At 64.6% G+C, this 18,805-nt stretch carries 21 protein-coding genes and 1 tRNA gene; 14 read left to right on the forward strand and 8 right to left on the reverse strand.

The window, feature by feature from the left end; translation table 11 throughout:
* Window positions 1–246 precede the first annotated feature (246 nt).
* Both AB7008_RS46415 and AB7008_RS46420 read left to right on the forward strand, forming a co-directional pair.
* Window positions 247–717, forward strand: coding sequence for an aminoacyl-tRNA deacylase (locus AB7008_RS46415; protein ID WP_028160507.1), 471 nt, complete (start codon window positions 247–249; stop codon window positions 715–717).
* A 129-nt stretch (window positions 718–846) separates the two neighbouring features.
* Window positions 847–1,266, forward strand: a complete 420-nt coding sequence (locus AB7008_RS46420) for a CBS domain-containing protein (protein ID WP_304491838.1) — start codon at window positions 847–849, stop codon at window positions 1,264–1,266.
* Between the two features lie 137 nt (window positions 1,267–1,403).
* On the opposite strand, the gene AB7008_RS46425 is transcribed toward AB7008_RS46420, so the two are convergent.
* The 3 genes from AB7008_RS46425 to AB7008_RS46435 form a co-directional block, all read right to left on the reverse strand.
* Window positions 1,404–1,802 (reverse strand): hypothetical protein, encoded by a 399-nt coding sequence (locus AB7008_RS46425; protein ID WP_028160509.1) that lies wholly within the window; start codon window positions 1,800–1,802, stop codon window positions 1,404–1,406.
* A 65-nt stretch (window positions 1,803–1,867) separates the two neighbouring features.
* Window positions 1,868–2,650 (reverse strand): alpha/beta fold hydrolase, encoded by a 783-nt coding sequence (locus AB7008_RS46430; RefSeq protein ID WP_304491839.1) that lies wholly within the window; start codon window positions 2,648–2,650, stop codon window positions 1,868–1,870.
* Between the two features lie 383 nt (window positions 2,651–3,033).
* Window positions 3,034–3,375 (reverse strand): hypothetical protein, encoded by a 342-nt coding sequence (locus AB7008_RS46435; RefSeq protein ID WP_441261026.1) that lies wholly within the window; start codon window positions 3,373–3,375, stop codon window positions 3,034–3,036.
* Window positions 3,376–3,624: 249 nt separating this feature from the next.
* On the opposite strand from AB7008_RS46435, the gene AB7008_RS46440 reads away from it, so the two are divergent.
* Complete coding sequence (locus AB7008_RS46440) at window positions 3,625–4,041, forward strand: VOC family protein (RefSeq protein ID WP_304491840.1); 417 nt, start codon at window positions 3,625–3,627, stop codon at window positions 4,039–4,041.
* A 62-nt stretch (window positions 4,042–4,103) separates the two neighbouring features.
* Here the strand turns inward: AB7008_RS46440 and AB7008_RS46445 are convergent.
* Together AB7008_RS46445 and AB7008_RS46450 are read right to left on the reverse strand one after the other, a co-directional pair.
* A tRNA-Arg gene (locus AB7008_RS46445) sits at window positions 4,104–4,180 on the reverse strand.
* A gap of 305 nt (window positions 4,181–4,485) precedes the next feature.
* A complete protein-coding gene (locus tag AB7008_RS46450) occupies window positions 4,486–5,985 on the reverse strand; it encodes an ATP-binding protein (RefSeq protein WP_028160145.1) in 1,500 nt (499 codons plus the stop codon).
* Between the two features lie 362 nt (window positions 5,986–6,347).
* On the opposite strand from AB7008_RS46450, the gene rpmH reads away from it, so the two are divergent.
* The 11 genes from rpmH to dapE all read left to right on the forward strand — a co-directional run bounded on the left by rpmH (window position 6,348) and on the right by dapE (window position 16,104).
* Window positions 6,348–6,482, forward strand: a complete 135-nt coding sequence (gene rpmH, locus AB7008_RS46455) for a 50S ribosomal protein L34 (protein WP_008542748.1) — start codon at window positions 6,348–6,350, stop codon at window positions 6,480–6,482.
* 28 nt (window positions 6,483–6,510) lie between these two features.
* On the forward strand, window positions 6,511–6,912 hold the full coding sequence (gene rnpA / locus AB7008_RS46460; RefSeq protein WP_014491396.1) for a ribonuclease P protein component: 402 nt from the start codon (window positions 6,511–6,513) through the stop codon (window positions 6,910–6,912).
* Window positions 6,913–6,928: 16 nt separating this feature from the next.
* A complete protein-coding gene (gene yidC, locus AB7008_RS46465) occupies window positions 6,929–8,770 on the forward strand; it encodes a membrane protein insertase YidC (protein WP_028160144.1) in 1,842 nt (613 codons plus the stop codon).
* A gap of 117 nt (window positions 8,771–8,887) precedes the next feature.
* The gene (gene yihA, locus AB7008_RS46470) at window positions 8,888–9,541 is read left to right on the forward strand and encodes a ribosome biogenesis GTP-binding protein YihA/YsxC (RefSeq protein ID WP_038957746.1); all 654 of its coding nucleotides are present in this window, start codon (window positions 8,888–8,890) and stop codon (window positions 9,539–9,541) included.
* The gene (locus AB7008_RS46475) at window positions 9,538–9,906 is read left to right on the forward strand and encodes a DUF423 domain-containing protein (protein ID WP_248880377.1); all 369 of its coding nucleotides are present in this window, start codon (window positions 9,538–9,540) and stop codon (window positions 9,904–9,906) included. The genes yihA and AB7008_RS46475 overlap by 4 nt, the downstream gene beginning before the upstream one ends.
* A gap of 191 nt (window positions 9,907–10,097) precedes the next feature.
* On the forward strand, window positions 10,098–10,985 hold the full coding sequence (gene argB / locus AB7008_RS46480; protein ID WP_011090823.1) for an acetylglutamate kinase: 888 nt from the start codon (window positions 10,098–10,100) through the stop codon (window positions 10,983–10,985).
* A gap of 155 nt (window positions 10,986–11,140) precedes the next feature.
* Window positions 11,141–12,127: a DUF1036 domain-containing protein gene (locus AB7008_RS46485; RefSeq protein ID WP_304494279.1), complete on the forward strand. Its 987-nt coding sequence runs from the start codon at window positions 11,141–11,143 to the stop codon at window positions 12,125–12,127.
* A 195-nt stretch (window positions 12,128–12,322) separates the two neighbouring features.
* Window positions 12,323–13,012 (forward strand): pyrimidine 5'-nucleotidase, encoded by a 690-nt coding sequence (locus AB7008_RS46490; protein WP_441261027.1) that lies wholly within the window; start codon window positions 12,323–12,325, stop codon window positions 13,010–13,012.
* 204 nt (window positions 13,013–13,216) lie between these two features.
* Complete coding sequence (gene dapD / locus AB7008_RS46495) at window positions 13,217–14,062, forward strand: 2,3,4,5-tetrahydropyridine-2,6-dicarboxylate N-succinyltransferase (protein WP_248880378.1); 846 nt, start codon at window positions 13,217–13,219, stop codon at window positions 14,060–14,062.
* Between the two features lie 240 nt (window positions 14,063–14,302).
* Complete coding sequence (locus tag AB7008_RS46500) at window positions 14,303–14,941, forward strand: DUF805 domain-containing protein (protein ID WP_248880379.1); 639 nt, start codon at window positions 14,303–14,305, stop codon at window positions 14,939–14,941.
* On the forward strand, window positions 14,938–16,104 hold the full coding sequence (dapE, locus tag AB7008_RS46505) for a succinyl-diaminopimelate desuccinylase (protein WP_304491844.1): 1,167 nt from the start codon (window positions 14,938–14,940) through the stop codon (window positions 16,102–16,104). Before AB7008_RS46500 ends, dapE begins: the two co-directional genes overlap by 4 nt.
* Window positions 16,105–16,237: 133 nt before the next feature.
* Here dapE and truA read toward each other — a convergent pair whose 3' ends face one another.
* The 3 genes from truA to def form a co-directional block, all read right to left on the reverse strand.
* Entirely contained in the window at window positions 16,238–16,975 is a 738-nt protein-coding gene (truA, locus tag AB7008_RS46510) for a tRNA pseudouridine(38-40) synthase TruA (RefSeq protein ID WP_441261028.1), read from the reverse strand.
* Between the two features lie 190 nt (window positions 16,976–17,165).
* Window positions 17,166–18,089, reverse strand: coding sequence for a methionyl-tRNA formyltransferase (gene fmt / locus AB7008_RS46515; RefSeq protein WP_264621608.1), 924 nt, complete (start codon window positions 18,087–18,089; stop codon window positions 17,166–17,168).
* Between the two features lie 164 nt (window positions 18,090–18,253).
* Entirely contained in the window at window positions 18,254–18,778 is a 525-nt protein-coding gene (def, locus tag AB7008_RS46520) for a peptide deformylase (RefSeq protein ID WP_014491383.1), read from the reverse strand.
* Window positions 18,779–18,805 lie beyond the last annotated feature (27 nt).

Here is an 18,805-nt window from a genome sequence, read left to right on the forward strand (position 1 = left end):
GGGCAGGCGCTTGCGAAGTGCAAGCCGGCTTAGTGGTTCGGCTGCGCACGCAATTCGGTGGCAGCCTATTCAGCCCTCTGTACCGAAGTGGCGCGCCACGGTCGACGAAGATGATTGAACGTCCGACCCGATTGCGGCTCTCGAGCGCGAGGCCTATGTTGGCATCCGGCAATCACGCGGCCGCCCATCGTGCGGCGGGGCAGCCTCACGGTGGATGGCTCGCATATCCATCCGAAAGGCTATGCCATGACCATTGCCCCCACGCTCCACCGATACCTGGCTGCCGAGAACATCGAGTATGTCGAGATCCCGCACGTTTTCACCATGTCATCCGCGCGCACGGCGCAGGCCTGCCACGTCTCGGGCGATCGTTACGCCAAGGCCGTCGTGCTGCGCCATGACGGCGGCTACATGCTCGCGATCGTTCCGGCATCGCACCGTCTCAACTTGCCGGACTTGAAGGAGAAGCTCGGCGCGGATCTCGTGATGGCGAACGAAACCGAGATCAACAGGCTGTTCGCGGACTGCGCGCATGGCGCCGTTCCGGCGGTAGGCCGGTGTTACGGGCTCGATCTCATCGTCGATGACAGCATCCGCGCGCAGCCCGAGATCTATATCGAAGCCGGCGACCATGAGACGCTGCTTCACCTGACGCATGCACAGTTCGAACGGCTGACGGCCAATGCGCCGCATGGACGCTTCAGCACGCACGCTTGACGCAGCATGGCGGCGGGATGATTTTTACGGGATGATTTTTCCTGCGCCTTCGTCGCGGCGCGCGTGCGGTCGCGCCCGGTTCGTAGTATGATCGCGTCACGGGGGCTGCGTTCGCAACGGAGGTCCTCCATGAAGGTCAAGGACGTGATGCACAAGGGTGTCGATTGGGTCAGCCCGGACACCCCGATCACCGAGATCGCGAAATTGATGCAAGGGCACGACATCGGCTGCATTCCGATCGGCGATGACGACCATCTGGTCGGGATGGTGACCGATCGCGACATCGTCTGCAAAGGCCTCGCGAGCAAGAGCTTCAACGCCGCGCGCATGACGGCGCGGGACGTGATGACCGAAGGCATCCATTGCTGCCGGGAAGACGACGATCTGGCGAAAGCCGTGCATCACATGGAGACGCTGAAAATCCGCAGGCTGCCCGTGATCAACAAGAGCAAGCGGATGGTCGGCATGATCAGCTTGGGCGATGTCAGCCAATTCGCCACCGGTGATCTGTTGACCCAATGCGTCAAGGGCGTGTCGGCCCATCATTGATGGCGACTGCGACCCGGCGCCTGGAACTTCGTCGCATCGCTCGCAGGACTCCGCTGCCGGCGAACGCGCACGCCATGATGCGCGACCTGCCAAGAAGCTGCTCCGCAGCCTTCTCTCCCCCATTGTCACCCGCGCAGCTAATTCTTCAATTCGTTCTTCAGCTCATTCTTGGCGTTCCGCATCTTGCTCGCTCCCCTGAGCGGGGGCTTCGGCGGCGGAGTCGGATTCGCCCAGCCTGCCATCTGCAGGCAGGTGAGCAGATCGACATAGCTTTGGATTCCCCCTGCCGCGGCCTCGCCTTCGCAACTATCGCGCGCGGGGCCCGGAACGGTCAGCCAGGTCGAGCTCAGCTGTTGCCGCGCAATTGTCTCGTCACGCACGCATTCGCCGGCGTCCTGCGCCAGGGTGAGCCCTGAGGCCTTGTCGTCAGCGGAAACGTCGCGGCAGAGGGCTTCCACGTTGAAGACGGGTACACGGTCCGAAATCGGCATCGCGGGCTGGCCAAGAAGCGGCAGGACCAGAAGCGCTGCTTTCATGAGATCCTCCCTTGAATCGGGTTGGTCGGGAAAGCTCGGGGAAGGTTAGGCCGGGTTGACGAAGCTTACCCGGGTGTCGGCACGTAGAGCGAGATGAACCGATCGATCATCGGGTTGATCTGCTCCGGCACTTCCAGCGACAGGAAATGCCCGGAGCCGACCGCCTTGGCCGTGACCAGTTGCGGGCACAGCTCCGCAAAACGATCCAGATCCGCGAGCCGATGGGCCGCTTCGATGTAGAGCACCGGGACCCGGCACGCCTGGGCGCACTCACGCGCCCGATGCACATCCCAGGGGAACAGACTTGTAAACGTGGACACCAGCACGTGCTGTGGCGTCGCCAGAAAGGTCTGTTCGACATGGGCGCGGCATCCGTCGGTCGGCAGACAGGAGTCCGCGACGATTTTCCGGACCTCGTCCGCAAAATTCGCGCCCCTCAAGCCCTCCAGATACCCGGCGAACACCGCCCCTGCCGTGGCAGGGAAGAGCACCCCTGAATCGAGCAGCACCAGGCCTGCAGGAAAGTCCGGATAGCGGGCGGCGATTTCGAGCGCCATGTTGCCACCCATGCTTTGACCCACGATGACCGGCCTTGTGATCTGCTGTCGGTTGCACAGAAAGACGAGATCATCGGCGAAGCTTTCGATCGAATACGCCTGTTGCGGCTTGTCGCTCTCACCATGCCCCCGCAGCTCGGCATTCAACGCCCGACCTTGACGCGCGAAATACTCCATCTGCGGCGCAAAATGCGTGCGATCCCCGCCGAGGCCATGGACGAACAGGAATTGAAGCGGTCCCGCGCCGGCAATGTCGAAGGACAGCTGGATGCCGTCATGCGCGAGCTTCATGGGTCATCTCCCTATTCACCGAAATGTCCAGGCGTCTCTGGCGAGACCTTAATCTAAGCGGGCCATCACGGCCGGTGAAGATGGCCGTGGTGCCCGCGATGCTGCGGCCGACCAAGCGCTCCGGGCTACGCCTCGCCAGGAAGGCGTCCGTTACCTGCTCCAGGCCTACGCAATTACGAATAGTGAGCTGTCGTGCGACGACGTCGTCCGGCGCAGAAATGGGAGGTTTTGGGGTGCTCAGTTTTGGAGCGAAATGGCGCGCCACGGCCGATGAAGATGGGCAATACTGCATCGCCGTGGCGCTATGATGGAGCATCCAATTCGGCGCCGCTGGCGCCAAAGCCTGCCTAGCCCGGCCGATCATCGCCGGCTGGGCGCGATCTTCATTCCTTTAACGCCAGGGCGCTGCAATACCCATAGGATTCAGTCCCGTTCCAACCCATTCTCACTCCCGCCTGGGTGCATTCTGCGTAGTTTTTATAGTTGTATACGTTTCTGCAAATTGTCGAGCCAGCAGAGGCGGAGCATCCGACCCAGGGTTTGTTGCCCGACTGGAAGCTTGATACGGTGCTGCGGGCAACCGCGTGCTGCTTCGGCTTCTGTGGCCTGGCGGCTTGCTCCGGCGCTTCGACCACGACGTTATGAAGCGAGGAGGTGGCGCGGCCCGAGGGGGTTGCGGCTTGCGACATCGCCGTGCCGCTCAGGCCGTACAGCACCAGTGTCATCGATGAGACAGCGACGGCCCGACTTGCAGCGAAGAGTGGCGAAAACCTCATAGCTAAGCCCTCCCGAATGCGGGGACAGCCAATTCCATCCCTGAACGCAAAATATCACGTTCCGATGCAAGTTGGGCTGCTGCCAATCCAAAATTGTCAAAGCAGCCAAGTTTCCGCCGCCGCGAGCGCTCCTGTTGGTAAAGTTGCGACACCTTGCGACGTGACGGCCAGCTTGTCGCATTCGCCTTGGGATGACCGATGAAACAGCATCTGTCCCTCGTCAGCCTCGTCGTCGCGGACTATGACGCGGCGATCGCCTTCTTCACCGGCGCCCTGGATTTCGAGCTCTGCGAGGACACGCCGTTCGGCGGCGTAAAGCGTTGGGTAGTCGTGCGCCCACCGGGCGGTGGCGGCTCCGGTCTGCTATGGGCGCGGGCTGACAGTCCGACCCAAGTGGCGCGCATTGGTGACCAGACCGGGGGGCGGGTCTTCCTGTTCCTGGAGACGGATGATTTCGATCGCGATCATGCGCGCATGATCGCGGCCGGCGTGCGGTTCGTTGAGGAGCCGCGGCATGAGGCGTATGGCGTCGTCGCGGTTTTCGAGGATCTCTGTGGCAACCGTTGGGACCTGATCCAGCGCAAGTCGACGCACGCCTGCGAAACCAGTCCTTAGCCGACGCCGCCGCGCCAAGAGGCGGTTTGCCCCAGCGCGTCCTGACTTGCTCTGGCGTAGAATGGCGCGCCCGGAACGATTCGAACGTCCGACCCTCAGATTCGTAGTCTGATGCTCTATCCAGCTGAGCTACGGGCGCGTTTTTCGCGAACAGTGCGGGCTGGGCCCGCAGGCAGCCTCCGGACAGCGCCGGAGGGGTGCGAAAGAGCGCTCTGACTAACCGCTCTTGCCTTGATTGGCAAGGTCTGGATTCGAGAGATTTTCGCGTATTTGCCCCTCTCACCTCATTCCGGGGCACGAAGAAGTCGCGAGCTATGGTGCGCAATTGCGCACCTGAGAATCCATAACCAACAGCAGGGGTTATGGATTCCGGGCCTGGCCCTTCGGGCCGGAATGACGAGAGTGGTGGAGATTGCCGAGGTCGCTCAGTCGGCCTTTGGCCGACTACGCCCTCTGCCGCTCGTTGCGAATGGAGAGGAGTTCCACGGGGCGGTCGGGGATGACGATCCGGAAGGTGGCGCCGATAGTGCCCTCGACCAGATGGATCTCGCCGCCATGGGCGCGGACCAGCTCGGCGGCGATGGCCAAACCAAGCCCGCTGCCGCCGGGGCGGCCGGAGGTCTGGAACGCCTCGAACAGATGGTCCCGGGTCTTCTGGGGGACGCCGGGGCCGGTGTCGGAGACCTCCAGGATGGCGACGGCACCTTCGCGCTTTCCCGTGATCCGGATCTGCTGCGCGCCGCCGTCGCCGGACGAATGGCTTTCCAGCGCCTGCGCGGCGTTGCGGACGAGGTTGAGCAGCACGCGGAAGAGCTGGTCGGGATCGGCATCGACCGCGAGCCCGCGCTCGATCGCGGCGACCCAGGCGATCGAGGCGTCGCTGGCGAGGCCCGCGGTTTCGCGCACCTCCAGCACCACGGGCTCGATCATGATCATGCGGCGGTCGGGCGCCGCTTCCTGGGCGCGGCCGTAGGACAGCGTCGACTGGCAGAAGGCGATGGCGCGCTCGAGCGAGCGCACCAGCTTCGGCGCAAAGCGCTGCACCCGCGGATCCGGCACGCTGGCGAGCTGGTCGGACAGAAGCTGGGCCGACGCGAGCAGATTGCGCAGATCGTGGTTGATCTTGGAGACGGCGAGGCCGAGGGCGGCGAGCCGGCTCTTCTGGTGCAGCATCGACATCAGGTCGCGCTGCATGTCCGACAATTCGCGCTCGGCGACGCCTATTTCATCGCTGCGCTGGCTCGGCACGATGATCCGCGCCGAGCTCTCGGGGTTTTCGTGGAAGCCGACCAGGCTCGCGGTCAGCCGCCGCATCGGGCGCACGAAGAGATAATGCAGCGCGAGGTAGACGAGGCCCGCGGTCAGCACCGCGATGATCAGCGCGACCACCACGACGTTGCGGGAGAAGCGATACATCTGCTGCCGCAGCGGCAGCTCATCGGTCACGATCTCGATGAACTGGGCGTTGCCGACGCCGGGCCCGACGATGCGGATGGCCTGGTTGCCGGTCTCCAGCATCATCCGGAACGAGCCGGTGATCGCCTCCCACACCGTCATGTCGCGCAGGTCGATGTCATGCTCGATGGCGGTGGGAAGGTTGTCGCTGGCGAGCAGCCGTCGCTGCTGCCCCATCTTGATGGCGACGGCACGTGCATTGATGCTTTTCAGGATCTCGCGCGACAGCGACTCGGGGACCATGCCGAGCGGGGCGGCGTCGAGCACCAGTGCGGCGGTGTTGGCCGCCGCGACGCGGTCATTGAGCCGGTTGACCCAGAAGTTGGCGATGGCGGGCACATAGAGCAGGACGGCGGCGATCATCACCAGGGGGACGGTGAGCAGCAGCAGCTTGCCGGACAGGCCGAGCCCGCTGGGCCCACGCGGCCGCATCGCCGGCTGGCCCGGCTGATCCGTATCATGGACCGGCTGGAGGTCTGTCGCTGCCACGAAGTTCGCCCCTATTGGCTTTGTAATAGAGCCTGGCTGATGGAAGATGCGACCCGGCCGGGGGCCGGTCAAATTACGGATCGCTAATCTCTCAAGGTGGGATGTAAGCTCGGATATCGCGAGTCGCCACCTCTTGGGTTAAAAACCCCACACAAACAGCGATATTCACCGGAACAGCGCGGTCTTGCGACGTTGACGAAAAGAAGACGCTCCCTTATAAGCCGCGCAAATTGTCCGCGATGACCCGGTGCGCACGCCGGGAGCGGCTCTCTTGGGGCCGAAAAGGGCCCGTTTTGGGCCGCATCTTCCGGACTTTATCATCAATTCTACAGGCAAATTGCCCGGTCAGCGGAGAAAAACCCGTGAAGCGGACTTATCAACCCAGCAAACTGGTGCGCAAGCGCCGTCACGGCTTCCGTGCCCGTCTCGCCACTGCCGGCGGCCGCAAGGTTCTCGCCGCCCGCCGCGCCCGCGGCCGCAAGCGTCTGAGCGCCTGAGCCGGACCCCCATTTTTGGGATTTCATCATGGATCGGCTGAGGCAGCGAGCGGATTTCCTCGCCGTTGCCAATGGCGCGCGGGCGAATAGTCCCGCATTCGTCCTGCAAAGCCGCCGCCGCGACGACAGCGGCCCGATCCGGATCGGCTTCACCGTTACCAAAAAGAACGGCAACGCCCCCGAGCGCAATCGCATCCGGCGCCGGCTTCGCGAATTGGTGAAGCGGCTCGATCCGGTGTCGATGCAGCCCCATCATGACTATGTACTGGTTGGCCGAAGGGACGCGCTCTCGCGCGACTTCGCCACCATGCTCGACGATCTGCGCATAGCGTTCACGAAACCTGCGCGGCATACGCACAAGGGACGCGGCTCAAGAACCGACGGCTCAAGGCCCGGCCCCGCTCCTGCGACCAGCCGCAAACCGGATTGATGACGAGACAATAGTGATGACCGACAATCGCAATACCATCCTCGCCGTCATTCTATCCGGCCTGGTGCTGATCGCCTGGCAGTATTTCTATAACGTGCCGGCGATGGAGAAGCAGCGCGCCCAGCAGCAGGCGCAGGCCGAGCTCCAGAAGAACACGCCGCAGCCGACGGCCTCCGCAACGCCGGGCGCCGCGCCGCAGCCCGGCAGCGCTGCCCAGCCGTCAACACCGGCCGCGAACCAGGCCCAGCCGGTCGTTGCCCGCGAAAGCGCGATCGCAGCCAGCCCGCGCGTGAAGATCGACACGCCGCGAATTGCCGGCAGCATCTCGCTGAAGGGCGGCCGCATCGACGACATCGCGCTGGTGCAATACCGCGAAACGGTCGACCCGAAGTCGCCGCCGATCATCCTCTATTCGCCCTCGGGCACGGCGGAGCCCTATTACGCCGAGTTCGGCTGGGTGCCGGCGACGGGCGTGACGGCCAAGCTGCCGGACGCCCAGACCCTCTGGCAGCAGGACGGCAGCGGCAGCCTGACGCCGACGACGCCGGTGGTGCTGAAGTGGGACAATGGCGAGGGCCTCACCTTCCGCCGCACCATCGCGGTCGACGATCATTATCTCTTCACGCTCAAGGACGAGGTGAGCAATGTCGGCAACGCGCCGGTCACGCTCTACCCGTTCGCGCTGATCTCGCGCCACGGCACGCCGCAGGTCTCCGGCTACTACATCCTGCATGAAGGCCTGATCGGCTATCTCGATGGCTTGCAGGAATACGCCTACAAGAAGATCGACGAAGCCAAGGCGGTGAACTTCAAGGCCACCAATGGCTGGCTCGGCATCACCGACAAGTACTGGGCTTCGGCACTGCTGCCCGACACCAGTGCGCAGCTGCAGGCACGCTTCTCGTCGAACCCCGTCGGCAACGTCCACACCTACCAGACCGACTATCTGCTCGATCCCGTCACCGTCGCAATCGGCGGCACCGCGACGGCGAACGCGCGGCTGTTCGCCGGCGCCAAGGAAGCCGGCGTCGTCGGCGTGTTCCCGTTCGCCGGCCTCGGCGGCTACAACAAGGAGCTCGGCCTCAACCATTTCGATCTGCTGATCGACTGGGGCTGGTTCTACTTCATCACCAAGCCGATGTTCCTCGGGCTGGACTTCTTCTACCGCTTCTTCGGCAATTTCGGCATCTCGATCCTGCTCGTCACCGTGATCGTCAAGCTGCTGTTCTTCCCGCTGGCCAACAAGTCCTACGCCTCGATGGCGAAGATGAAGTCGATCCAGCCGCAGCTTCAGGCGCTGAAGGAGCGCTTTCCCGACGACAAGGTGAAGCAGCAGCAGGAGATGATGGAGATCTACCGCAAGGAGAAGATCAATCCGGTCGCCGGCTGTCTTCCCGTGGTGATCCAGATCCCCGTGTTCTTCTCGCTCTACAAGGTGCTGTTCGTCACCATCGAGATGCGGCACGCGCCGTTCTACGGCTGGATCAAGGACCTCTCCGCGCCGGATCCGACCAATTTGTTCACCTTGTTCGGCCTGATCCCGTTCGATCCGACGACGATCCCGGTGTTCGGCCACTACCTCGCGCTCGGCATCTGGCCGATCATCATGGGCATCACGATGTGGTTCCAGATGAAGCTGAACCCGACGCCGCCGGATCCGACCCAGCAGCTGATCTTCAACTGGATGCCGCTGATCTTCACCTTCATGCTGGCGGGCTTCCCGGCGGGCCTCGTGATCTACTGGGCCTGGAACAACACGCTCTCGGTGCTCCAGCAGAGCTTCATCATGCGCCGCAACGGCGTGAAGGTGGAGCTGTTCGACAATCTCAAGGCGACGTTCGCGAAGAAGGCGACGTAGCTCTCCGTCATTGCGAGGAGCGAAGCGACGAAGCAATCCAGAGTGCCTCCGCGGATGCATTTCTGGATTGCTTCGCTTCGCTCGCAATGACGAAGGTAAACAACTGAAAGCCTTCGCATGACCGAAGACAAAGATGCGAAGCTGATCGAAACCGGGCGAAAGCTGTTCACCCGCGACTGGCAGTTCATCTGGGCCTCGCCCTCGATTGCGACGCTGCCGCCGATGGATGGGCTGGAGATCGCCTTTGCCGGCCGCTCCAATGTCGGCAAGTCCAGCCTGATCAACGCGCTGACCGGCCGCAACGCGCTTGCGCGCACCTCGCATACGCCGGGCCGCACCCAGGAACTGATCTTCTTCGAGGTCCCCGGCAAGAAGGACCTGCGCCTCGTCGACATGCCCGGCTACGGCTACGCCAAGGCGCCGAAGACGCAAGTCGCGTCCTGGACCGAGCTGATCCACAAATTCCTGCTGGGGCGCGCCTCGCTCGCACGCGTCTACGTGCTGATCGACGCGCGGCACGGCCTCAAGGACGTCGATCTCGAAATCCTGGGGACGCTCGACCGTTCCGCGGTGAGCTACCAGATCGTGCTGACCAAGGCCGACCAGGTGAAGGCGTCCGAGCTTCAGTCCCGCATCGCCGAGACCGAGGCCGCGCTGGCAAAACATCCGGCGGCGTTTCCGAACGTGCTCGCGACCTCATCGCGAAGCTCGACCGGCATGGCCGAGCTGCGCGCCGCGATGGCGAAGCTGCTGGAAGAGCGAACCTCGTGACGCTCGCATTCCGCCTGCTGATTGGGCTTGCCGGTTTGATGGGCGCCGCCGGCGTCGCACTGGCCGCCGCCTCCGCCCACGGCGCCGACGCCAGCCGGCTCGCCTCCGCCAGCGCCATGCTGCTGTTTCACGCAACTGCCATACTCGCAGGCGTCGCCCTGCTCGCGCGCGGCCTTCTGCACGGCGGAATTGGCCTCGTCGCGGCGTTCGGCTTCGTGATCGGCGCGGCGCTGTTCGCGGGCGATCTCACCGTGCGGCAATATGCGGGGCACTCGCTGTTTCCGTATGCCGCGCCGACGGGTGGGACGGTGATGATCCTGAGCTGGCTGGTGGTGACGCTCGCGGCCGTGGTGGCGAAGCGCTGACCTGTAGCCCGGATGGAGCGCAGCGTAATCCGGGGCCGGTGCCTACGGTCAGAAACCCGGATTACGCTGCGCTCCATCCGGGCTACGAGGCTCCGTCCGGGACACGAGAGCGACATGCCAGTCACACTTTGCGCCGCGCCCGCCAATCGGATAGAACGCGCACCGACAGTCCCGCCAGCGAGATCCGCCTCATGACCGACATCTCTCCGCTCGACCAGGCCCGCATCCTGTCCGAAGCGCTGCCGCACATGCAGCAGTATGACGAGGAAACCATCGTCATCAAATATGGCGGCCATGCCATGGGCGACGAAGAGACCGCGAAGAACTTCGCCCGCGACATCGTGCTGCTCGAGCAGACCGCGATCAACCCGGTGGTGGTGCATGGCGGCGGACCGCAGATCGCCACCATGCTCAAGCGCCTCGGCATCCAGTCGGAGTTCGCGGCAGGTCTGCGCATCACCGATGCCGCGACCATCGAGATCGTCGAGATGGTGCTGGCCGGCTCCGTCAACAAGCAGATCGTCGGCTACATCAACGAAGCCGGCGGCAAGGCCGTGGGCCTGTCGGGCAAGGACGCCAACATGGTGAAGGCGTCGAAGACGACGCGCACCATCGTCGATCCGGGTTCGAACATCGAGAAGGCGATCGATCTCGGCTTCGTCGGCGATCCCGAGAAGGTCGACCTCACGCTGCTCAACCAGCTGATCGGCTACGAGCTGATCCCGGTGCTGGCGCCGCTCGCGACCTCCAAGGAAGGCCAGACGCTCAACGTCAACGCCGACACCTTTGCCGGTGCGGTCGCCGGCGCGCTGAAGGCGAAGCGCCTGCTGCTGCTCACCGACGTGCCTGGCGTGCTCGACAAGTCGAAGAAGCTGATCCCGCAGCTTTCGGTGAAGGACGCGCGAAAGCTGATCGCCGACGGCACCATTTCCGGCGGCATGATTCCGAAGGTCGAGACCTGCATCTACGCGCTCGAACAGGGCGTGGAGGGCGTCGTCATCATCGACGGCAAGATGCAGCACGCGGTGCTGCTCGAGCTCTTCACCAACCAGGGCACGGGAACGCTGATCCACAAGTGAGGAAGAGCGGGCCAAGGAAAGCCGTAATGGCCGGGCTTGTCCCGGCCATCCACGACCTTTGGACCCGCGCTGAGAACGTGGATGCCCGGGACAAGCCCGGGCATGACGAGTTGAGGGCTCGGCGACATCACCGCTCATTCCTGACCCGCTTCCTGATGACGCTGCCCGCCGCGGCCGTCTCGTTCTTCTTCTCCTCCGCGCCTGCCCTGGCCGACCTGAAAATCTGCAACCGCATGTCCTATGTCGTCGAGGCCGCGATCGGCATCGATGACAAGGCGGCGACCGCGACGCGCGGCTGGTTCAGGATCGATCCCGCCGCCTGCCGCGTCGTGGTGCAGGGCACGCTGACCGCCGACCGCATCCTGCTCAATGCCCGCGCGCTCGGCGTCTACGGCGCCTCGCCGATCCCGCAGAACGGCAGCGACATGCTGTGCGTGGCGCAGGACAATTTCGTCATCGCGGCTGCGCGGCAATGCCGCAGCGGCCAGACCCCGACCGCGTTCACCCAGATCACGCCGACGCAAGCCGCGGACGGCAATTTCACGGCCTATCTCGCCGAGGATTCCGAATATGACGACGAGCAGGCCCGCCTCGCCGGCATCCAGCGGCTGCTGGTGATCGCGGGCTACGACGCCGCGCCGATCGACGGCGTCGACGGGCCGAAGACGCAGGCAGCACTGGCCGCCTTCCTGAAGAGCCGCGGACTGGCGGCGGACATCATGTCGTCGCCGAACTTCTTCAAGACCATGGTCGATGCGGTGCAGACGCCTTCTGCTACCGGCCTGACCTGGTGCAACGACACGCCGCACAAGGTGATGGCGGCGGTCGCCACCGACGACGGCAAGTCGGTGACGAGCCGAGGCTGGTATCGCATCGATCCCAAGACCTGCCTGCACCCCGATGTGACCGGGCAGCCGAAGCAGATTTTCAGCTTCGCGGAAGCCATCGACGCCGACAACCGCGTCATCAAGCTGAAGGACAAGCCGCTGAACTGGGGCGGCGACAAGCAGCTCTGCACGCGCGAGACCAAGTTCGAGACCAGCGAGCAGGCCGATTGCGGCGCGCGCGGCTTCGCGGCAACGGGTTTTGGCGTGGTGGACATGTCGAGCGGCGGCAAGACGCTGCGCTTTGCGATGCCGTGAGATTGGCGTCATGATCAGCACGCAAGCGTCTACAGGCTCCGCTGTCGTCCCCGCGAAGGCGGGGACCCATAACCCCAGGGAGTGGTTATGGCGCGAAGCTGGTAACCCCGAGTCTTCGCCAAACTCCTCCCTGGGGTTATGGGTCCCGGGCTCGCGCTTCGCGCGCCCCGGGGACGACGAGTAGAGAATGTTGATATGACCTCCCCCCGCACCTTTGCCCATGTCGACACCTGGGTGTTCGACCTCGACAACACGCTCTACCCGCATCACGTCAATCTGTGGCAGCAGGTCGACGCGCGGATCGGGGAGTTCGTCTGCAACTGGCTGAACATCGGCCCGGAGGAGGCGCGCAGGATCCAGAAGGATTATTATCAGCGCTTCGGCACCACCATGCGCGGCATGATGACCCTGCATGGCGTGCGCGCCGACGACTACCTCGCCTATGTCCACAAGATCGACCACTCGCCGCTGGAGCCGAACCCGGCGCTCGGCGAGGCCATCGCAAAACTGTCGGGCCGCAAGCTGATCCTGACCAACGGCTCGGTCGACCATGTCGATGCCGTGCTGGCGCGGCTCGGCCTCGCCACGCATTTCGACGGCGTGTTCGACATCATCGCCGCCGGGTTCGAGCCGAAGCCGTCGCCGCTGACCTATCAGAAATTCCTCGCCGACCATGCCGTCGATCCGACCAAAGCCGCGATGTTCGAGGACCTCGCTCGCAACCTCACCGTCCCGCACGCGCTCGGCATGACCACCGTGCTGGTGGTACCTGACGGTACCAAGGAAGTGGTGCGGGAGGACTGGGAGCTGGAGGGCCGGGACGCGCCCCATGTCGACCACGTCACGGATGATCTGGCGGGGTTTTTGGGCAAGCTGTCTCTGTAACCCGTAGCCCGGATGGAGCGCAGCGTAATCCGGGGCTTCTCGCCGCTGAGGCACTGCCCCGGATTGCGCTTCGCTCCATCCGGGCTACCGACCTCATGCGGCGCTTGTCCGGGACGACGGTGGAGTATGCCTTGACTCCTCCCCGCCAAATCCCGAAAAAGCGCCCCAATCCATCAAAATTCTCATTTCCCAGAGGAAATCCCGATGTCCCTGTCCGCCCTCGAATCCACTATCAACAGCGCCTTCGACGCGCGTGACGGCATCTCGACCTCGACCAAGGGCGAGGTGCGCGAGGCCGTGGACCAGGCGCTGGAGATCCTGGACAAGGGCGAGGCGCGGGTCGCCGAGCGCGGAGCCGATGGCAAGTGGAAGGTCAATCAATGGCTGAAGAAGGCCGTGCTGCTGTCCTTCCGCCTCAACGACATGGGCGTCATTCCCGGCGGTTCCGGCAAGGCGACCTGGTGGGACAAGGTGCCTTCGAAGTTCGAGGGCTGGGGCGAGAACCGTTTTCGCGACGCCGGCTTTCGCGCGGTGCCGGGTTCGGTCGTCCGCCGCTCGGCCTTCATCGCCAAGAACGTCGTGCTGATGCCGTCCTTCGTCAATCTCGGCGCCTATGTCGATGAGAGCACCATGGTCGACACCTGGGCGACCGTCGGCTCCTGCGCGCAGATCGGCAAGCGCGTGCACATCTCCGGCGGCGCCGGCATCGGCGGCGTGCTCGAGCCGCTGCAGGCCGAGCCCGTGATCATCGAGGACGACTGCTTCATCGGCGCGCGCTCCGAGGTCGCCGAAGGCGTGATCGTGCGCAAGGGCGCGGTGCTGGCGATGGGCGTGTTTTTGGGCGCCTCGACCAAGATCGTCGACCGCGAGACCGGCGAGGTCTTCATGGGCGAGGTGCCGGAATATTCGGTGGTGGTGCCCGGCGCGCTGCCCGGCAAGCCGATGAAGAACGGCCAGATCGGCCCGAGCACGGCCTGTGCCGTGATCGTCAAGCGCGTCGACGAGCGCACGCGCTCGAAGACCAGCATCAACGAGCTGCTGCGGGATTGATCGGCGCCACGAGCCCAATCCCTTACCGTCACCCTGAGGTGGCCGCTGCTTCGGCGGCCCTCGAAGGGCGACGGCCCGGCTGCCGCGACGTCCCGGCCGCCCATCCTTCGAGGCTCCCGGCGCGATGCTTTGCATCGCGCCACTCGCATCTCAGGATGACGGGCTTGCGACCGTATCGAACCCTCTATCCCTCCATCGCGACCAATCACCGGACGGCCTCCGCTGCCCGGAACCTTCGCCATGGACTGGACCTGGTACCTCTTTCGTTTCGACGGCCGCATCAACCGCGCTTTGCTGTGGCAGGCGCTGCTGATCGTCGCGTTGCTGGCGGCCCTGCTCGGCGTGATCGGTCAGGTGATCCACCTCATCGATGCCGAGGGGGCGTTGAAGCTATCCCTGAAACTCGATTTCGACTTCGGCCTCGACGACCTCTTCAAGCTGGTCGATCCCCGGGCCTATCGCTCGCTGACGCCCGTTGATCGCACCAACCTGATCCTGAAGGCGTTCGGCTTGTCGCTGTTCCTCTGGATCTATCTCGCGACGGCGATCAAGCGGCTGCATGATCGCGACAGGAGTGGCTGGTGGCTCGTTCCGTTCTTCTTCCTGCCCGGCCTGTACAACCAGTTCTCGGACCTGTTGCCGAACTCCACCTGGATGCTTCCGTTCTGGCTGGTCGCGTCCATCCTGTGGCTGTGGGGGTTTGTCGAGATGTTCATCGTATCAGGCAGCGTCGGCGATAACCGGTTCGGTCCTGATCCATTGGCCAAGACCGAGGACGGCTCGTCCCCTGCAAAAAGCTGGGACCAGCAAAGCGAGCTCGAATTGGTGCCGCCCAGCGCTAGCCCACCCGGCGGCATGCATGTTAAGCGGGGCGCATGACCGATGCTCTCTCGATTGCCCGTGATCTCATCCGCTGCCCCTCGGTAACTCCGGCCGACGCCGGTGCGCTCGGGGTGCTTGAGCAAGCCCTCAACGCCGCCGGCTTCACCTGCCACCGCGTGACCTTCAGCGAAGCAGGCACAGCCGACGTCGACAATCTCTATGCGCGGATCGGCAGCGAAGGGCCGCACATCACCTTCGCCGGCCACACCGACGTGGTGCCGCCCGGAGACGAGAGCGCCTGGAGCGTCGGCGCGTTCTCGGGCGAGGTGAAGGACGGCTTTCTGCACGGCCGCGGCGCGGTCGACATGAAGGGTGGCATCGCCTGCTCGGTCGCAGCCGTGCTCGAGCATCTCGCCGCGAACGGCGGCACGCCGCGGGCCGATGGAAAGGGCTCGATCTCGTTCCTGATCACGGGCGACGAGGAAGACGTTTCCATCAACGGCACCATCAAGCTGCTGAAATGGGCCGCGGAGCGCGGCGAAAAGTTCGACCATTGCGTGCTCGGCGAACCCTCCAATGTCGAGACGCTCGGCGACACCATCAAGGTCGGCCGCCGCGGCTCGCAATCCGGCACGCTCTATGTCGACGGCGTGCAGGGCCATGTCGCCTATCCGCACCGCGCGGCCAATCCGGTGCCTGATATCTCGCGGCTGATCGTGGCGATCAGTGACGAGCCGCTCGACCATGGCAGCGCGCAGTTCCAGGCCTCCAATCTCGAATTCACCTCGGTGGACGTCGGCAACAAGGCCAGCAACGTCATCCCCGGCGAGGCCCGCGCAAAGTTCAACATCCGCTACAACGACAACCACACCCAGGCATCCTTGCGCGAGCTGGTCGAGACGCGACTGACGAAAGCCTGCGGCAACCGCATCAAGGCCCGCATCGTCTGGGAGCCCTCGAACTCTAATGTGTTCGTGACCAAGCCCGGCCCGTTCACCGACCTCGCGGTCTCCGCGATCGAGGAGGTAACGGGGCGCAAGCCCGAGCTGTCGACCTCGGGCGGCACCTCGGATGCGCGCTTCATCTCGAGCTACTGCCCGGTGATCGAGTTCGGCCTGGTCGGCCAGACCATGCACCAGGTCGACGAGCGCGTGCCGGTCGTGGATCTGGAGAGATTGACGCAGGTGTATCGGGGGATACTGACGCGGTATTTTGGGTAAGCGCTAATCGCCGCCCAACCCACCGCCGTCATGCCCGGGCTTGTCCCGGGCATCCACGGTCTTTGCAAGCCGAGAAGAAGATCGTGGATGGCCGGGACAAGCCCGGCCATGACGTCTATGGCGGCGGCGTGCGCTAATAATCCACCTTCATCAGATACAGCCCGTCAGGCGGCGCGACGATGCCGCACGCCGCGCGGTTGCGGGCTGCGAGCGCTGCGGAGAGATCGTCCGCGGTCCAGCGGCCTTCGCCGACCCAGACCAGCGATCCAACCATCGAGCGCACCTGGCTATGCAGGAACGAGCGCGCCGAGGTGACAATCGTGATCTCGCGGCCGTCGCGGTGCACGTCGAGCTGGTCGAGCGTTTTCTCCGGCGACTTGGCCTGGCACTCGGTGTCGCGGAACGTCGTGAAATCGTGCTTGCCGAGCAGACGTTGTGCCGCCGCATGCATCGCATCGGCATCGAGCCGGCGCGGCACGCGCCAGGCGTGGCCGATATCGAGCGCGAGATTGGCGCGGGTGTTGACGACGCGGTAGCGGTAGTGCCGCTTCACGGCCGAGAAGCGTGCCTCGAAGGTGTCAGGGACGATCTCGGCCTCCAACACCGCGATCGGATGCGGGCGCAGATGCGCGTTCAGCCCGTCGCGAAACCGGCCCGGCGGAAACTGTTTGTCGATGTCGACATGCGCGACCTGGCCGCGCGCATGCACGCCGGCGTCGGTCCGGCCCGCACCGTGCACGCGCAGATCCGCACCGGTCATCGCCTTCACCGCCGCCTCTAACGCGCCCTGCACCGACGGCAGCGTGTCCTGCACCTGCCAGCCGAAGAACGGCGCGCCGTCATATTCGATGGTGAGCTTGTAGCGGGGCATCAGTTTCCAGTTCTGCTGTCATCGCCCGGCTTGCCGCCTTCGCTGAAGCTTCGGCGTGCCGAGCGCTCGTGTGGGCCTCGGCGTAGCCTTGGCGGAGCCGGGACCGGGCGATCCAGTACGCCGCGGCCTATCGGTTCGACCGAGAAACCTCGGCGTACTGGATACCCCGCCTTCGCGGGGTATGACAGCGTCAGGTGAATTTGACGCCTGCTTTCAGCGGCACGCCGCGTAAGAAGTCCGCGGCCTGCATCCGGCCCTTGCCCTCGCGCTGAAGCTCGACGATGCGGATCGCCTCCTCGCCGCAGGCGATGGTGAGCTGATCGTCCAGCACCGCACCAGGCTCGCCCGATCCTTTGGCAAGCTCGCAGCGCAGGATTTTCACGCGCCCGTTCTCGAGCTCGGCCCAGGCGCCGGGAAACGGCGACAGGCCGTGGATGTGGCGCAGCACGGCGCGCGCGGGCCTGGTCCAGTCGATCCGGGCTTCGGCCTTGTCGATCTTGGCGGCGTAGGTGACGCCATCCTCGCTCTGCTTCTTGAGCTGGAGCCCGCCGCGGGCGAGCGCGGCCATCGCGCGCACCATCAGATCGGCACCGAGCCGGGAGAGACGGTCATGCAGATCGACCGCGGTCATGTTGTCGGAAATCGCGATGCGCTCGGCCATGGCGACGTCGCCGGTGTCGAGGCCGACATCCATCTTCATCACCATCACGCCGCTCTCGGCATCACCTTCCATGATCGCCCGGTTGATCGGCGCGGCGCCGCGCCAGCGCGGCAGCAGCGAGGCGTGCAGATTGTAGCAGCCAAGCTTCGGCGCATCGAGGATCGCCTGCGGCAGGATCATGCCATAGGCGACGACGACGGCGGCATCGGAGTCGAACGCGCGAAACTCGTCGAGCGCTTCGGGCGTCTTCAACGATTTCGGCGTCAGCACGGGTACGCCGAGCTTTCGCGCGGCTTCTTCGACCGGGGTCGGCTGCAATTGCAGGCCACGCCGCCCGCCAGGCTTTGGCGCACGGGTATAGACCGCCGCGATCTCGTGGCCGTGCGAGACCAGCTCGAGCAGCGTCGGCACGGAGAAATCGGGCGTGCCCATGAAGATCAGGCGGAGGGGCATTGAGCTACACAATCCTCGGAAAGGAGCAAGGTACTCGTCATGGCCGGGCTTGTCCCGGCCATCCACGTTCTTCCTGCTCACGGCGGCAAAGAACGTGAATGCCCGGCACGTTAGCTTGGAGACGCGCTCCGCGCTTTGGCCGGGCATGACGGCGGAGGACGTGATTACTCCGCGCGCTTTGCGGCTTTCTCGAACTTCTTCATCACGCGGTCGCGCTTGAGTTTTGACAGATAGTCGACGAACAGCACGCCGTTGAGATGGTCGATCTCGTGCTGGATGCAGGTGGCATAGAGGCCTTCGGCGTCCTCCTCGTGCACCTTGCCGTCGAGATCGGTGAAGCGCACGCGCACCTTGGCGGGACGTTCGACCTCCTCGTAATATTCGGGAATCGAGAGGCAACCTTCCTCGTAGACCGACAGGTCCTCGGAGGAGGCGATGATCTCGGGGTTGATGAAGACGCGCGGCTCCGGCTTGGTCTCGCCGTCCGGGTCAGGCTTGGCGAGGTCCATGGTGATCAGCCGCAAGGGCTGCGCGATCTGGATCGCCGCGAGCCCGATGCCGGGCGCGTCGTACATGGTCTCGAACATGTCGTCGGCAAGCTTGCGGATCTCCGTCGTGACCTTCTCGATCGGCTTGGAGACCAGACGCAGCTGCTTGTCGGGCAGGATGATGATTTCTCTGAGGGCCATGGCCGCGATTTAAGCCGCATGCCGGAT

The organism is Bradyrhizobium sp. 521_C7_N1_3 (assembly GCF_052075975.1).
GTDB classification, from domain to species: domain Bacteria; phylum Pseudomonadota; class Alphaproteobacteria; order Rhizobiales; family Xanthobacteraceae; genus Bradyrhizobium; species Bradyrhizobium japonicum.

Excerpts from the sequence above, each read along its gene's own strand:
- AB7008_RS46415 (WP_028160507.1), top strand. The coding sequence starts at position 247 with ATGACCATTGCCCCCACGCTCCACCGATACCTGGCTGCCGAGAACATC.
- AB7008_RS46420 (WP_304491838.1), top strand. The coding sequence starts at position 847 with ATGAAGGTCAAGGACGTGATGCACAAGGGTGTCGATTGGGTCAGCCCG.
- AB7008_RS46425 (WP_028160509.1), bottom strand. The coding sequence starts at position 1,802 with ATGAAAGCAGCGCTTCTGGTCCTGCCGCTTCTTGGCCAGCCCGCGATG.
- AB7008_RS46430 (WP_304491839.1), bottom strand. The coding sequence starts at position 2,650 with ATGAAGCTCGCGCATGACGGCATCCAGCTGTCCTTCGACATTGCCGGC.
- AB7008_RS46435 (WP_441261026.1), bottom strand. The coding sequence starts at position 3,375 with ATGACACTGGTGCTGTACGGCCTGAGCGGCACGGCGATGTCGCAAGCC.
- AB7008_RS46440 (WP_304491840.1), top strand. The coding sequence starts at position 3,625 with ATGAAACAGCATCTGTCCCTCGTCAGCCTCGTCGTCGCGGACTATGAC.
- rnpA (WP_014491396.1), top strand. The coding sequence starts at position 6,511 with ATGGATCGGCTGAGGCAGCGAGCGGATTTCCTCGCCGTTGCCAATGGC.
- yidC (WP_028160144.1), top strand. The coding sequence starts at position 6,929 with ATGACCGACAATCGCAATACCATCCTCGCCGTCATTCTATCCGGCCTG.
- yihA (WP_038957746.1), top strand. The coding sequence starts at position 8,888 with ATGACCGAAGACAAAGATGCGAAGCTGATCGAAACCGGGCGAAAGCTG.
- argB (WP_011090823.1), top strand. The coding sequence starts at position 10,098 with ATGACCGACATCTCTCCGCTCGACCAGGCCCGCATCCTGTCCGAAGCG.
- AB7008_RS46485 (WP_304494279.1), top strand. The coding sequence starts at position 11,141 with ATGACGCTGCCCGCCGCGGCCGTCTCGTTCTTCTTCTCCTCCGCGCCT.
- AB7008_RS46490 (WP_441261027.1), top strand. The coding sequence starts at position 12,323 with ATGACCTCCCCCCGCACCTTTGCCCATGTCGACACCTGGGTGTTCGAC.
- dapD (WP_248880378.1), top strand. The coding sequence starts at position 13,217 with ATGTCCCTGTCCGCCCTCGAATCCACTATCAACAGCGCCTTCGACGCG.
- AB7008_RS46500 (WP_248880379.1), top strand. The coding sequence starts at position 14,303 with ATGGACTGGACCTGGTACCTCTTTCGTTTCGACGGCCGCATCAACCGC.
- dapE (WP_304491844.1), top strand. The coding sequence starts at position 14,938 with ATGACCGATGCTCTCTCGATTGCCCGTGATCTCATCCGCTGCCCCTCG.
- truA (WP_441261028.1), bottom strand. The coding sequence starts at position 16,975 with ATGCCCCGCTACAAGCTCACCATCGAATATGACGGCGCGCCGTTCTTC.
- fmt (WP_264621608.1), bottom strand. The coding sequence starts at position 18,089 with ATGCCCCTCCGCCTGATCTTCATGGGCACGCCCGATTTCTCCGTGCCG.
- def (WP_014491383.1), bottom strand. The coding sequence starts at position 18,778 with ATGGCCCTCAGAGAAATCATCATCCTGCCCGACAAGCAGCTGCGTCTG.